The organism is Mesorhizobium sp. CNPSo 4661, assembly GCF_057784215.1.
Genome location: NZ_JBWGIO010000010.1, coordinates 85,693 through 100,499 on the forward strand (window position 1 = coordinate 85,693; position 14,807 = coordinate 100,499).

At 63.6% G+C, this 14,807-nt stretch carries 8 protein-coding genes; 6 read left to right on the forward strand and 2 right to left on the reverse strand.

Annotated elements, in window-relative coordinates; genetic code table 11:
* The first annotated feature begins 60 nt into the window (after positions 1–60).
* Positions 61–876 (forward strand): pyrroline-5-carboxylate reductase, encoded by an 816-nt coding sequence (proC, locus tag AC0YKC_RS16550; RefSeq protein ID WP_320298457.1) that lies wholly within the window; start codon positions 61–63, stop codon positions 874–876.
* Here the strand turns inward: proC and AC0YKC_RS16555 are convergent.
* Entirely contained in the window at positions 857–2,191 is a 1,335-nt protein-coding gene (locus AC0YKC_RS16555; protein WP_488511802.1) for an NAD(P)H-dependent oxidoreductase, read from the reverse strand. The genes proC and AC0YKC_RS16555 overlap by 20 nt on opposite strands.
* Positions 2,192–2,686: 495 nt before the next feature.
* Here AC0YKC_RS16555 and AC0YKC_RS16560 point away from each other — a divergent pair, with 495 nt between their 5' ends.
* From AC0YKC_RS16560 to AC0YKC_RS16575, 4 genes are read left to right on the forward strand one after another with little or no spacing between them, the layout of a single operon-like run.
* Complete coding sequence (locus AC0YKC_RS16560; RefSeq protein WP_488511803.1) at positions 2,687–4,135, forward strand: TolC family protein; 1,449 nt, start codon at positions 2,687–2,689, stop codon at positions 4,133–4,135.
* Between the two features lie 38 nt (positions 4,136–4,173).
* On the forward strand, positions 4,174–6,306 hold the full coding sequence (locus tag AC0YKC_RS16565; RefSeq protein WP_320298454.1) for a type I secretion system permease/ATPase: 2,133 nt from the start codon (positions 4,174–4,176) through the stop codon (positions 6,304–6,306).
* A gap of 15 nt (positions 6,307–6,321) precedes the next feature.
* On the forward strand, positions 6,322–7,611 hold the full coding sequence (locus AC0YKC_RS16570) for an HlyD family type I secretion periplasmic adaptor subunit (RefSeq protein WP_488511804.1): 1,290 nt from the start codon (positions 6,322–6,324) through the stop codon (positions 7,609–7,611).
* Positions 7,601–8,245, forward strand: coding sequence for a ribbon-helix-helix domain-containing protein (locus AC0YKC_RS16575; protein WP_320298452.1), 645 nt, complete (start codon positions 7,601–7,603; stop codon positions 8,243–8,245). The genes AC0YKC_RS16570 and AC0YKC_RS16575 overlap by 11 nt, the downstream gene beginning before the upstream one ends.
* A gap of 12 nt (positions 8,246–8,257) precedes the next feature.
* Here AC0YKC_RS16575 and AC0YKC_RS16580 read toward each other — a convergent pair whose 3' ends face one another.
* Complete coding sequence (locus tag AC0YKC_RS16580) at positions 8,258–9,214, reverse strand: transglutaminase-like cysteine peptidase (RefSeq protein ID WP_488511805.1); 957 nt, start codon at positions 9,212–9,214, stop codon at positions 8,258–8,260.
* Between the two features lie 323 nt (positions 9,215–9,537).
* On the opposite strand from AC0YKC_RS16580, the gene AC0YKC_RS16585 reads away from it, so the two are divergent.
* Complete coding sequence (locus AC0YKC_RS16585) at positions 9,538–14,760, forward strand: DUF5801 repeats-in-toxin domain-containing protein (RefSeq protein WP_488511806.1); 5,223 nt, start codon at positions 9,538–9,540, stop codon at positions 14,758–14,760.
* Positions 14,761–14,807 lie beyond the last annotated feature (47 nt).

Below are 14,807 nucleotides of genomic sequence, written 5' to 3' on the forward strand. Positions count from 1 at the left end.
CGACTGCCCTTTTCCGTTGCGGCGCAACCGTCTAAGGAGAGCCTTCTTACGGAGGTTTCCATGACGATCAGGCTCGTTCTCGCCGGTTGCGGCAATATGGGTTACGCCATGCTTTCGGGCTGGCTGAAATCCGCGAAGCTCGAGCCGCAGGCGGTGTTCGTGGTCGAGCCCAACGCGGAACTGCGCCAGCGCGCCGAACATCTCGGCTGCCGCGCCGCCGCCGAGGCCACGGCTATTCCGGCCGACGCCGTGCCCGATCTCGTCGTCATCGCGGTGAAGCCGCAGGTGATCCGCGAAGTGACGGCGCACTACAAGCGCTTCGGCGACGGCAGGACCAGCTTTCTGTCCATCGCCGCCGGCACGCCGGTCGCCACCTTCGAGGACGTCCTGGGCGAGCTCGCGCCGGTCATCCGCTGCATGCCGAACACGCCGGCGGCGATCGGCAAGGGCATGATGGTGGTGTTCTCCAATCCGTTGGTCTCCGACGACGTCCGCCGTTTCGTCGTCGAACTGCTTTCGGCAAGCGGCGTGGTGACGACGATCGACGACGAGGGCCTCATGGACGCCGTGACGGCCGTCTCCGGCTCGGGCCCGGCCTATATCTTCCACTTCATCGAGGCGCTGACGATCGCGGCCGAGAAGGCCGGCCTCCCCGCCGAAACCGCCAAGCTGCTTGCCATGCAGACCGTGTTCGGCGCCGCCTCGCTCGCCGCGGAGGCAGACGAGGAGCCGGGCGTGCTGCGCCAGCAGGTGACCAGCCCCAACGGCACAACCGCCGCCGCGCTTGCCGTGCTGATGGGCGGCGACCGCCTGACGAAGCTGGTTACGGAAGCAGTTGAAGCTGCGCGCCTCAGATCTATAGAGCTGGGGAAGTGACCCTCGCCCCGTAGAGCATGTCGTCCTGCAGCCGGCGCAAGGCGTAGAGTTTCGTCGTCCGGTCCGGCGCGGCATTGTCCTGCGTCAACAGCTCGCCCTTCCTGACCGGCTTCAGCACCTTGCCGCCTTCCAGCAATCCGACCGGTAGGGCGCGGCTCGTCCGTGCGTCGGCAATCGTCATGGTCCAGGAACGGTAACAGGTCTCGCCGATGGCATCGAAAGTCTCCCCGGCGGCAAGGTCGCGCTTGGCGACCGCGCAGACTTCCGCCACCGGCTGCGGCAGGGGCACCATGTCTGGCTTGCCGTGGAGCATGATGCGGGCGGTGGTGAGCGGCACCTCCAGCGAGGTCAGGTGATAGGGCCGGAACAGGCCGTAGTAAGGGCCCTTGCCGACATGCAGATCATCCATGCGCTCGACGACACGCGGGTGCATCGCCTCGACGATGACGAAGACGCCGGGCGCCACGCCCTTGCCGATCGTGTAGTCGACGACGCCTTTCCTCGACAGGAGGCCGCCATCCTCTTTGGGGATCAGCACCTTGGCCAGCTGATCGCGATCGGCCTTGGGCCCGTGCATGCCTGGAACATCCGGGACCAGGCCGGTGGCGTTGGCGATGGCACACATCTCGACCATGGTTTTCGAGCCGTCGACGAACTCTACCAGCATGCGCGGGTTCATGTTGCGGCGCGCCGCCTCTTCCCGATAATCGTCCGGAACGGCGTCATGGTTGAGTGGATTGTTCTTGCCCTTGCCCGCCGCGACGATGCTCAGCCCGAGCGCCGAGGCGAACTCGATCAGTTCCATGCAGCTTGAGGGTTCGTCGCCCGCGCCGACCGAATAGACGACGCCCAGCCGGTCGGCCTGCTGCTTCAGGTAGCAACCGATGGTCACGTCGGCCTCGACATTCATCATCACCAGATGCTTGCCATGTTCCATGGCCATCAGGTCGAAATCGGCGGCGACGCCAGGTTTGCCCGTGGCATCGATGACGACGTCGATCAGCGGGTTGGTGACCAGCATTTCGTTCGAGGTGATGGCGATCCTGCCGCCCTCGATCGCCCGGGTGACCCCGGAGGCGGTTTCAGCCTCGACGGCCATCGCCTCGTCGCCATAGGCGATGCGGATCGCCTCGCGGGCGGTGTGCGGGCGCCGCGTGGAAATGGCCGCAATCGAAATGCCCGGCATCAGCATGCCCTGCGTCACCAGATCGGTACCCATCTCGCCGGAGCCGATGACGCCGATGCGGACCGGCCTGCCCTCGGCGGCGCGTCGGGCAAGGTCTCGGGCTAGCCCGGTCAGGGCGACATTGGTCATGCAAGAAGGTCCATGGCTTTTGCCTCCGGCCCGCAATACAGGGAACGATCCCGGTTTGCCAACCAAACCGACGGACATGGCGATTTCTTGCGCATGCTTTGTAAAGCCGCAGCAGATTTTCCCCAGAAACCCGCAAAATTCCGACTTGGGCGGCAAACAGCCAAGTTTCTGAAGAACTAATGCTGTGGAGCCTGCGCGCGACGACCGCACGATTCGCCATTTGTTTCCAGACCATTAACCATTGCAACCCGTCTTAAAGGCGACTGCGGCTCGGTCCGGACCGAAAAGCCCCGGCCCGCCGCACCGGCTTCTGTGCCATTTTTGCTACAGGTTTTGGCCCTAATGCCCGGAAACGTACTTTTGGAAGGTGTCTAATCCATTATATGCCCACAACCTCGAAAAATCTGATAGATACTGGCCGACAGCTCTGGTGGCAGGCTTGGGCAAATAAGCGCCAATAAAAAACAATGGCGCGGGGATAGTCACGGGGTAGAAATGACCAGGACGGGTAAAATTACCGTCGGCTGGCGGGTTGCGCTTGCCATTACGGTATCGATGCTGGCTTGTGGTAGCGCCAGCGCACTCACACTCAAAGAAGCCGTTGCCGTCGCAGTGGAATCCAATCCGGAGATTGGACAGGCGATCGAGAACCGCGAAGCGATCGAATTCGAGCTGCGCCAGGCGAAAGGCCTTTATCTTCCCAGCGTCGATCTGGAAGCATCGACCGGCGTTCGCCGCCTGGATAATGATACAAGGCGCGCGCTCGACGAGGATCACAAAGCCCTCTATCCGAACGAGGCCGATCTCACCGTCTCGCAGACGCTTTATGACAGCGGCGCAAGGCGGGCGGAACTCAACCGCCAGGCCTCGCGCGTCGATGGCGCTTCCTTCCGGGTTCTGGAACGGTCCGAGTTCATCGGGCTCGCGGTCGTCCAGGACTATTTGGAATACATGCTGCAGGCTTCGATCGTGGTCGAGGCCAAGAAGAACCTTGGCTTCCATCAGTCCATCCTCAGCGACATCAAGCAAGGCATCGCGGGCGGCGCGCTCAACGACGCCGACCGGCAGCAGGCCGAAGAACGCCTTTACGCCGCCAAGGCGCGGATGCAGGAAGCGACCGAGGAACTCGAGGCAGCCAAGATCCGCTTCTTCAAGAATGTCGGCAAGCCGCTGACCAACGCGTCGCGGCCGGCCGATGTCGCAGCCGCCCTGCCGCGGTCGCTGGACGATGCGATCGGGCTCGCCAGGCAGAACAATCCGCGCGTCCATATGGCCAACAGCGACATCGACGCGGCCGCTTCGCTGGTCGATGCGGCGCGGGCGAAATACGGCCCGACGGTCACCGCCGAGGGCGTCGCCCGGGGTGGATATAACATCGATGGCGCCGATGGCGACACCAGCGACCTGCAGGCCCGGGTGGTGCTGCGCTGGAACCTCTATCGCGGCGGTATCGACAAGGCCAACGAGCAGGAACAGATCCGCCGCACCAGCGAGCAGCGGCTTGCGCTGCACCAGGTGCTGCGCGAGATCGAGGAAGCCGTCCGCACTTCATGGGACCGCCGCTTCCGCCAGGCCGAGCTCGCAAAGACGCTGCGGCAGCAGGCAGCCACCAATGAAAAGCTGGTCGCCTCCTATCGCGAGCAGTTCAAGGTCGGGCAACGCTCGCTGCTCGACGTGCTCGACGCCCAGAACACGCGCTTCAACACCGCGACACTGGCCGACACGTCGTCCTATGCATCGCTGTTTGCCGAATACCGGCTGCTGGCCGCGACCGGGGAATTGCTGAAGACGCTCAACATCCAGCCGGCCAAGCAGTCCGCGGCCTACGCCCGTGAGGAATTCGGTGTGCCGGCCACGGCCGATACCGAGACCTATGCGCGGACGCCGTCGGAACAGAAGAACGATCTGCCGTTCGACATCCTCGCGCCGGTCAGGAAAAAGTAGCCGATGTAGCATCGATCTTCGGTCCCTCGGGGCGGATCGTGAACCAGCAACCCAACATCCTATCGCCCAAGGAGGCCTTCAAAGCCTGCTTCTGCGCTGTCGCGGCCTATCTCGGCAGGCCGAGCGCGGAAACCGTGCTGTTCGCCGGCGTGCCGATTTCGGAGACCCGCATCGAGCCGGACGAAATCCGCCATCTGGCCGAGCGGATCGGCCTGGAGGTCCAGGATTTCAGCCATCGCGATTTCCTGCGCGGCCGCTTCGATCTTCCGGCCATCGTCTTCCGCGTCAGCCAGTTGCCGGTCGCTCTCCTGGCGCAGATGGAGGGCGGGCAATATCTGACGGCGCCGCAGGAAGACGGCCGCACCACGATCGCCAGGTCGGAACTCGCCGAAAGCTATATCAGCGGCGGCACATCCTTCTCGATCACCTATGCCAACCAGGCCGAAGAGATGACGGTCGGCACAGCGGCGCGGATCGAACGGCGCCACTGGCTGACCGGCACCATGGGGGCGTTCTGGCGCACCTACTCCAAGGTGGTGCTGTCGGCGGTGTTCATCAATCTTCTGGCGATCGCCTCGCCGATCTTCACCATGAACGTCTACGACCGGATCCTGCCCAACAAGGCGATCTCGACGCTTTGGGTGCTGGCGCTCGGCATCGGCGCGGCGATCCTGTTCGACCTGCTTCTGAAGACGGCCAGGGCCTCGCTGATCGACTATGCCGGCCGCAAGGCGGATCTGCGGATTTCCTATCTGCTGTTCGAGAAAGTGCTGAACTCCTCGCTTTCGGCACGGCCCGGATCGACGGGCGAATATGCAAACCGCGTCACGCAATACGAGTTCGTGCGCGAGTTCTTCACCTCGAACACGATCAGCGTCTTCATCGATACGATCTTCGTCTTCGTCTTCCTGGCTGTCATCTACGCCATCGGCGGCTGGCTGGTGATCATACCGGCGCTGGCCTTCGTCATCTCCGTCATTGTCGGGCTGATCACGCAGCGGCGGATCGGCAAGCGGGTTGCCGCCTCGATGAACGAGGCGTCGCAGCGCCAGGCCCTGCTGGTCGAATCCATTTCGACGCTGGAGACGATCAAGTCGCTGCGCGCCGAAGCCTATCTCCTGCGCAAATGGGGCGAGCACTCGAAGAACGCGGCCAACACGTCGGAAAAGATCAAGGAGCTCTCGGCGGCGGCGGGCAACATCACCGGCGCCATCCAGCAATTCGTGACGGTCGCCCTGGTGGTGGCCGGCGCCTATGCGTTCTCGGAAGGCCAGGTCTCGACAGGCGCCATCATCGGCACCGTCATGCTTGCCGGCCGGGCCGTGGCGCCGCTCGGCCAGATCGCCATCACGCTTGCACGGTTCCGCCAGGCCATGCTGTCGCTCAGGATCATCAACACGATCATGTCGCAGCCGGAGGACCGCCCTGACACTGTCGGTTTCGTCAACCGGCCGATCCGCAGCGGCGCGCTGGTGTTCAGGAATGTCGGCTTCGCCTATCCGGGCACGGAAAACGAGGTTCTGAGCGGGCTCAACATCGCGGTCAGGCCCGGCGAGCGGGTCGGCATCATCGGCCGCATCGGCTCCGGCAAGACCACGATGGGCCGGCTGATCGGCCGGCTGTTCCTGCCGACGTCGGGGGAGCTGCTGCTCGACGGCATCGACATCCGGCAATACCATCCCTCGGAGGTCCGCGCCGCGGTCGGCATCGTCGCGCAGGCCGGCGACCTGTTTTCGGGAACCATCAAGGAGAACCTCCTGATGGCGGCGCCGGAAGCGACCGACGAGGAGATCATCGATGCGGCGAAGGCCGCCGGCGTCGACGACTTCGTCTCGCGGCATCCGCGCGGCTACGACATGAATGTCGGCGAGCGGGGCACCAATCTTTCGGGCGGACAAAGGCAAGCCGTGGCGATCGCACGGCTGCTTTTGACCAAGCCGAAGATCGTCTTCCTGGACGAGCCGTCGGGTTCGATGGATCTCGCTTCCGAACGGCAGTTGATCAAGCAGCTCAAGGTGGCGTTCGACCACAGCACGACGCTGATCGTGTCGACCCATCGCTACAGCATGCTGGAACTTGCCGACCGCCTCATCGTCATCGACCAGGGCCGCGTCGTCGCCGACGGGCCGAAGGAACAAGTCATCCAGGCATTGCAGAAGGCAAATGCCTGACCGGAACGTATAGACATGCTTGCAAGGGAAGATCGGCCACCTCTATTCGCCTCGGCCTCCGTCTACATCGTCGGGGCGCTGTTCGTGTGCTTCACGGCCTGGGCGTCCTTCGCCGAGGTCGACGAGATCGCGCGCGGCGACGGCAAGGTGATACCAGCATCGAAGACGCAGGTCATCCAGGCCAGCGAAGCCGGCGTGGTGCAGGAGATCGCCGTCCAGATCGGCCAGACCGTCAAGAAGAACGACCTCATCATCCGTCTCGACAACTCGGGCAATACGTCGAGCCTTGGCGAAGAGAAGGCCAAGGCGCGGGCGTTGCAGGCGCGTATCGCCAGGCTGCAGTTCGAGCAGAGCGGCAATGTGGAAGGGGCGTTCCCCTGCCCCGCGGACATCCAGAAGGTCGCGCCGGAAATCTGCGACAACGAGCAAAAGCTGCTCGTCGCGCGTCGCGACAATTTCGAAGTGAAGTTGTCTGTCCTCAAATCGCGCCTCGATCAGCGCGAGAAGGAACTGGACGAGGCCACCGCCAACGCCGATCGCCTGTCCAAGAGCCTGGCTGTCACCGACCAGGAAGCGGCGCTGGTCGAACCCATGGTCAAGAAAGGCCTGATGGCCAAGACCGAACAGCTCCGCGTCGAGCGGGAACAGACCGACCTTCACGGGCAGTTGGCCCTGGCCGGCGAAACCATCAAGAAGACCAAGTCGGCTATCACCGAGGCGCAGCTTCAGGTGAACGAATTGGGCCTGCAATTGCAGCAGGAAGCGTTGAGCGACCTGACGCAGGCGCTGGCCGATCTTTCCGTGGTCGACGAAACCATCCGCGGCGCCACGGACAAGGTCGCGCGCACCGACATCCGCTCGCCGGTCGACGGCATCGTCAACACGCTCGACGTCAATACGCTCGGCTCTTTCGTCCAGCCGGGCGCGGTCGTGGCCGGCATCGTGCCGACTTCCGAGACGCTTTTGGTCGAAGCCCGGGTTTCGCCGCGCGACGTCGCCTTCATCCAGCCGAACCAGGAGGCGCTGATCAAGGTCACGGCCTATGATTTCTCGATCTTCGGCGGCATCGAGGGCAAGGTCTCCAACATCACCGCCGACAGTCTTGTCGACCAGAAGACGGGCGAGCCCTACTACCAGGTGCGGGTCGCCACCGAGAAGTCGACGCTGACAAGGAACGGCAAGACCTATTCGATCATTCCCGGCATGATCTGCTCGGTCGATATCAAGACCGGACACAAGACGATCCTCAATTATCTTTTGAAGCCCATCAACAAGGCGCGTCAGGAGGCGATGAGTGAACGATAGCGCCGTCCACCACCCGGAGACCTCGCGCGAGCGGCTGCTGCCGGCGCTCGCGGCCGAGGATTTCGGCCCGGAATTCCGTGTCGTGGCGCGCGGCGGCGTGCGTCGCGGCATCCGGCTGGAGCGCGCCTTCTGGGCATCGCTGAAGCACCTGGCCGAAAGCCGCAAATGCACGATCGGCATGCTGGTCGAGGAGATCGCCGAACACCATCCCGACCAGGGCAACCTCACCTCGGCGATCCGCGTCGCCTGCATGCGCGGCCTCGCCGAGGAAAGCATGGAACTGCGCAAGCTCGCTTCGATCCGCACGATCAACGCGATCCTGGTCGCCTGCCCCTCGCCCGCCTTCGCGCTGTCTTCGTCGAAGAAGATCCTGGCCTTCAACACGCCGTTCCAGCAACTGGTCAGGCGTCAGTTGCCGAGCGCGCCCGGCGAGGATGGGCGCCAGGACCTGAAGCTGGCGCTCGACCTCAACGTTCCCGACATCTTCGCCCGCCTCGACGCCAATGGCGAAACGCCGGTCACCAGCGGCTTCGTCATCGGCGCCGGCGAGCGCCGCTATCGCGGCCAGCTCAGCGCCGTGCGCGCGCCCGTCACCGAGCCGGAACTGCTGATGGCCTTCGTCTTCAACGGGTAGAGTCGGCCGAGGCTACTGCCTGAGATTTGAAGCCACCGATGGTTCCGGCGAGCCTTCGCCAGGTGCGACCGTCGCGAAGCCGCCGGCGATGTCGGCGATCTGCGCGCCCGATTTCGACCCGTGGATCCAAGCTCGATCGGTGCTGAAGGAATAGAGCGGAACATAATCGGGCAGCTCGCTGTCGCGCAGGACGGCGTTGCCGAGGCTGTCGAGGATGAAGGCGCCGCTTCCCGTGCTGACCGACAGGACGGCGTGGAAGAACTTGCGGCGGCGATCCTGGAGCACCACGAGCGACATGCTCTGGGCCGGGATGCCGGCCCTGAGCAGGGCCGCCATCTTGAGTATGGCGAAATCCTCGCAGTCGCCGGCGCGATGTTCGAGGATTTCCGAAGGCTTCGCCCAATAGTCGAGCTTGCCGTAGACGACGCTGTCCTTGCGATAGGCGATCAGGCGGTTGATGCTTGAGTTGACGAAGGACAGCTTCTCGCGAAAGCCCTTGTCGGCGGCAATCTTGATGATCTCGGCGAAAGCGGGGCTCTCGCGGTCGCAGACGCTGCCGGCGGTGCAATCGACGACGGCCCTGTAGACGGGAGCCCAGCGCGCGGCGACCGGGAAGTTGCGCATCGACAAAGCGACCGAGCCGAAGACGCCGGGAATGATCGCGGCGGTCTGGATCGGGTCGATGCCGGGATCGGCCTTGGCGCTCGAAAGCGCTTCAGCCGCGTCAGCAGCTGCCGGCGCATAGCCTGCCGAAACATTCGCGATCCGATATGCTGCGGCCGGCTGCCAAGGCATCGGCCGGGCCAGCGAAACGCCGCCGAGGCTCGCCGGCGCAAGCACCGTTTGCAGGACCGGACCCGGTCCCGAATTCGCGCTGGCCCACGATGGATTCGCCAGCCCAACAAGGCCGACCGCCAGCAAGAAAACCTTGATCCCCGTTATCTCCGGGGCAGCTTTTTGTATTTTCATAACGCCCACCTTTGACTGTGGACGCTACCAATCTTGTCTCAAATTATCGGAAAGGAAGGTGGGTAAGTTTCCGCGAATCACACTATTCTGTTTTGCATCAAATTTTATTCAAATTTATACTTTCATTTACCAAGCCAATGCCGCGCGGCGCAGCCGACCCGGCATTCCTTAAGATCATGCATAGCCAGATATATCATCACGATTTACCAAGTGTAAAAAATGCGATTCTCTACATATCAGAGTATATGAAATAGATTGAAGGTCTGTTGCAAAGTCCGGGCCTGACATGTCTCTTTCCGGGAAATGCCGGAGGGGCTTTAGCTATGACGAACAATATCGAATTCGACGCCGTTTCAAATTCCTGGGACGAGCACACCAGCGCTGGTGAAAATCATATTTCGACGGGTGTCCAGGTCGCGCAGGCGACCACCGGCCAGGCGGCAAGCGAACCGGTGCCGGTCGATGTCGGCAGCGGCGCGCCGGCGCAGGGCGCGGCCAATGCGCCGGCGGCGAACCAGCCGGCGGCCGATGCGAACGCCCCTGCCAACGCTCCGGCTTCGAATGCCGCCCAAGGAAACGCGCCGGCCGCAAACGCCGCAGCTTCGAACGTTCCGCATGAATATCACGCCGATGCCGGCAATGTCGTGAAGCTGCCGGCCAATGTCTCGATCGACAACATCAAGGTCGACGGACACAATCTGGTGCTGGTGCAGCCCGACGGCTCCGAGATCGTCATCAAGGACGGCGCGCTGAACGTGCCGACCTTCATCCTCGGCGATGTCGAGGTGCCGCGCGTCGCCCTGATCGCCGCCCTCGAGGCCAGCCATGTCGATGTCGCCTTCGGCGCCGACGGCTCGATCTCGGCCGGCGGCAACGGCTCGCCGGGCAGCGCGGGCGGAAATTTCGAACATCCCGCCGGCGGCATCGGCGACGGCTTCGGCCTCTCCGCCCTGCTGCCGCCGACAGACCTGGCGTTCGGCCAGCCGGAGCACCGCGACCTGTTCCCGGGTCTCGTGCGTGAAAACTCCACGCCGACGATCCTCGACCTGACGCCTTCGGTCCAGGGCGGGGACACCACTGTCAACGAGAAGGGCCTGCCGGCAAGCTCCGGCTCGGAAGGTTCGGGCGAACAAGCGGCGCCAGGCCCCGACGGCGATCCCTCGGAACACAACACCGGGACCTTCACCATCAACTCACCGGACGGCATCGGCACGGTGAATATCAATGGCCAGGTGATTTCGGCCGCAGAACTCGCCAACAGCGAATCGACGCCGATCGAGATCACGACGCCGCTCGGCAACACGCTGACCATCAATGGCTACGACCCCGCCACCGGCCAGGTGAGCTACAGCTATACGCTGCTGCACGCCGAGCACCAGCCCAACCCGGGCACCGATTCCATCTTCGACAATATCACGGTAACGGTCACCGACGGCAACGGCGACGTCTCGCTTCCCGGCACGCTCTCGGTCCAGATCGTCGACGACGTGCCGACGGCGAACCCGGACGCCAACAGCGTCGCGGCGGGCAGTCACGCCGAGATCTCGGGCAATGTGATCACTGGCGCAAGCGAGACCGATCCGTCCACCAGCGCGGACGTCAAGGGCGCCGACGGCGCCAGCGTGACCTCGGCCTATGGCACGGGCGCCGCGCAGGATGTGACGTCCGCCGTCACCGGCACCACGATCGCGGGCCAGTACGGTACGCTCACGCTTTATTCCGACGGCCACTACACCTATGACCGCGCGGCGAACACGCCCGGCGGCGTGAGCGACGTGTTCCACTACACGCTGACCGACGGTGATGGCGACCAGTCGAGCACCACGCTGACGATCAATATCGGCAACGAGCCGCCGAAGCTGGGCGATATCCCGGCCGCGGGCGCCGACGGCGCGATCGTCTACGAGGCGGGACTGGCAAGCGGCACGCTGCATGACGGCTCGAACGCGGTGAGCGGAGCGATCGGCTTCACCTCGCAGGATGGAGTGAACTCCGTAACGCTGGGTGGCAATGCGCTGTCGAGCGATTCGGGCAATCCGACGACGTTCACGGATCCCACCACGGGTGGCGCGGTGAGCGCATGGTACGAGTACAATGGCGCCACCGGCGCCGGCACGATCCACTACAGCTACACGCTGACAACTGACTACCACAGCGCCACGGGCGGCGACGGCGCCAACACGGAAGCGGCACCCAGCTTCGAGATCGTCGTGACCGACCTGGACAGCCAGCCCGCCTCCGACAACCTGGTGATCAACGTCATCGACGACGTGCCGACGGCGAAGGCCGATACCGACGCGGCACAGTCCGGCGAGACGGTGACCGGCAATGTCGAGGCAGGCACGAGCACGCACGGCATCGGCGCCGGGGACACGGCCGGCGCGGACGGGATCGCGTCGATTGCCTGGACGGGTTCGGTAACGGCCAACAATGTGACGACCGTGGCGGGCACGTATGGCGTGCTCACGGTCTATGCCAATGGCGACTACAGCTATCAGGCCAAGGCGAATACGATAGCCGGCTCCGATACGTTCAACTACACGATCACCGACGGCGACGGCGACACCTCGCCGGCCACGCTGACGATCACGGTGACCAACGGCCAGCCGCTGGTGACGGCCGAGGTTGCGGCGGTGAACGAGGCGGGCCTGGACACGACGCCACCGGCAAGCGATCTAGCCCCCGGGACGGTGGACGGCTCGCATGCGGGCAACGGCTCGGAGACGACGACGGGCACGCTGACCTTCTCGGACACTGACGGCGCGACCGTGACAGGCGTTGCGGCCGGCGATGTCGGCGGCGACGTCAACGGCAATGTCGGCGCGAACATCGATGGCACATACGGCATCCTGCATGTCAACGCGAACGGTACCTACACATATACATTGACGAAACCCGAAGCGAATGCTCCGGCGGGCGATGATGGCCCCAATGTGCAGCCCGGGCAGGACGTCTTCACGTTCACGGTTACCGATGGCCTTGGCAATACGTCCACGTCGACCATCAAGATCAATATCACGGACGATGTTCCCTCGGTCTCACTGAGCGGCACGGCTGCGCCGACGCTGACGGTGGACGAGAGCTACCTGACGGCGGCGACCAACAACGGCGTCAACGGCTCGGGCACCGGCCCTGCCGGCTCGACGCATGCGGAAGGCTCCTTCAGCGGCGCCTTCACGGTGACGACAGGCGCCGACGGCGGCACGACCAGCTACGCCTTGAGCGTGACGGCCGGCCCCTCCAACCTGGTCGACACGGCGACCGGCCAGACGGTGGTGCTGTCGATGAACGGCAACGTGGTCGAAGGCCATGCCGGCGTCGGCGGCCCGCTGGTGTTCACCGCCAGCGTGGACGCCAACGGCAAGGTGTCGTTCGATCTCGACCGGGCGGTGCATGAGGACAATGCCTCCAACACCCCCGACGATGCCACCAGCCTGACGGCCAACCTGATCCAGTTGACGGCGACGGTGACCGACGGCGACGGCGACAAGGCCTCGCAGTCGCTCAACATCGGCAACGCGCTGAGCATCAAGGACGACGGCCCCTCGATTGTGACTACCGCCTCTGGGCTGCCTGTGCTTGCAGTTGACGAGAGCTTCATTCCGGGGGTCGGCTCCGGCGTCGGCTCGGCGGTCGGCGGTCCGACCTCGAACATCTCGACGGCGAACTTCAGCGGCGCCTTCACGGTGAACGGCGGCGCCGACGGCGGCACGACAGCCTATTCGCTAACGCTCAACGGCGGGGCCGCGAGCCTGGCCACGACGCTGGTCGATTCCAAGACCGGGGGGGCGGTGACGCTGTACCAGGTCTCGGCGACGGCGATCTACGCCAAGGACGCGGCCGGCGACATCGTGTTCAAGCTAACGGTCAACTCTGGTACCGGCGTGGTGCAGTTGGAAGAGCTGCGCGGCGTCAAGGAAGGCTCGGGCGAGAGCCCGGACCAGAGTGAGTTCCTCTCGCTGGCCTCCGGCCTGGTGTCGGTGACGGCGACGGTGACCGACAACGACGGCGACAAGGCGAGCGCCAGCATCGATCTCGGCGGCCAAGTCAAGATCTACGACGACGGTCCGATTTTTGTCTCCGCCATGGACGCTGTTGTGGCCAACCAGGCTGGCGCTAGCTTCACTGGACTCTACAACGCGGCCTTCGGCGCCGACGGGCTCGATCACCTGTCGCTCGCACTTCAGGCGAGCGGCATGTATGGCGGAAGCGCGGTCACTTTCGTCCAAACCGTCGATAACTCGACTCATGTGACGAAGGTCGACGTCCAAGACGCAGCGCACAATGTGATCTTCACTTTCTACTACACCGAGTCCCCTGAGCCAGACGGCGGCGTGGTGATGCACGCCTACTCGAACCCGAGCGACTCGTTGGGCAGCGCCTTCTTCATGCTCGATCTCAATCCCGATGGCACCTATGACTACACTTTGAATTCAACCTCCGTGATCACCACGATCACCGTGACCGGCGACTCCAAATTCTCCTCCTCCGGTGGCAGTCAACCTTCGCTCACCTCGCCAGATGGCCAGTTGGTGATCTCCGGCACTGACCTGAGTGGCGCGGCGGCTGTCAAGGCTTCCAACGTGGGCATTGCGGTGGGCAGCACTGGACAGCAGATGGACCCCGGCGAGACTCTGCATCTTAATTTTGTGCAGCACGATCAATCGGCAGTCAGCTTCTTATTGAACAAATGGGGCGGAAACGGCACTGCTGATGTCCAGTTCGATGTTCGGGAGAACAACACACTCATCAGCCACTTCGATATTTCGATTCCAAAGCCCGCATCGGGGGATATCTCGATAAAAGTGGTGGAGACTTCGGATCCTGCTCTTTTGGGGATCAACGGAAATGGCTGGGCTGTCAATGGCAATACCTACACGCTATATGTCAATCACGCGTTCAACGACGTAGATGTATCCTATAACCACGTTGTCAGTGGCGGACCGACTTTCGCCGTCAACAATATCACTTACGGCGAGGTGACGACGGTCCACGATCTCACGATGAACTTCGGGCTGTCGGCGACGGACCACGACGGGGACACCTCGATCCTCACAGACCCGCTGACCATCGCCACGACCTCGGGGCAAACGCTCGACGCGCATAGCTCCGCGTTTGCCCCTGTCGACGGAAATGACGGCGTCGTCATTGCCGGCGGCACCGGCAACGACACTCTGATCGGCGGTGACGGAAACGACATCCTCTACGGCGGCGGTGGGACGAACACGATGACCGGCGGCGCTGGCGCCGATACCTTCAAGATCGACCATCTCGACATCCATGATCTGATCACCGACTACAGCGGTGTCGGCGGAGACGGCGACAAGATCGATCTCACGGCGCTTTTCCAGACCGGCGGCGCCAGTATCACCGAGTTCGTGAAATACGATACGAGCACCGGCGCACTCAGCGTTGACACAGACGGTGCGGCTGGACCCGCCACTTTCGTGCAGGTTGCGGAGCTGACGCCCCATCCCGTGGCCGGCACTATCAACATCCTTTATGACGATGGAGTAAACGCGCAACAGCAAACGACGCATGTATAAGCATGGCGTCCAGCCACACTCCCATGCTATGCATAAGCAACACGTGA